We start from the raw sequence: 699 nt of genomic DNA, 5'->3' as shown, positions 1-699 counted from the left end.
GACACCCGTCCTGAGTTCGAGCCGCCTAAAATTACATGGACACCGGTTATTTCACCCTCATCTATGAGTATTTATAGCGCTGGTAATCAAAACAATTTTCCAGAATGGCAGGGTGATGCGCTTATGAGTGGTTTATCATCCAAGGCTTTAATCGTAGTCGATATGAAAGAGACAGGCGATGCGTCTGAGCGTTATCGTTATGATATGGGTGCTCGTATTCGTAATGTTCTGACAGTCGATGGTGAAGTGTGGGTATTAGAAGATGGCGATAGCGGTAGATTGTTACAACTCTTACCAAAATAAGAATATGCCTCTTTATTTGATTTATATACTTTTGCCATATAAATGCTGCGATGATTCCTAATTGTTAGTATATAAAGAAGTAGAATGTTTTAAGACACATCTGTAATAATAAGAGGTATTGATGCTTAATTCTTACTATTATTACTGTTTTTAAACTGGTTATAAGCCATTAATCCGCAGTATTGCAGTCAGTTGCAAACTTGTAAGTAGTTGAATTAGATTTGATAGTTAAGAAATATCTTGTTATTGTGTGCCTCACAGGAAATTAAGGTAAATTTACAGATGGACCATGTAAAAGTTGAGAGATTGGGACCGTTTCCGCGAGTGAGTAAGCCCGTTTTTATTACGTCAGGTATTTTAATCGTCGGTTTTATCATTTTTGGGGCATTTTTTACT

General features: G+C 36.8%; 1 protein-coding gene. It reads left to right on the top strand.

The window, feature by feature from the left end; genetic code table 11:
• The coding region (locus ACS8FD_RS20715; protein ID WP_439277253.1) for a PQQ-dependent sugar dehydrogenase at positions 1 to 303 on the top strand (303 nt) is incomplete at its 5' end.
• Between the last annotated feature and the right edge of the window lie 396 nt (positions 304 to 699).

The organism is Psychrobacter sp. 1U2 (assembly GCF_051847575.1).
The sequence above is the reverse complement of the archived record's forward strand: the minus strand, read 5'-3'. Positions and strand labels throughout refer to the sequence as shown.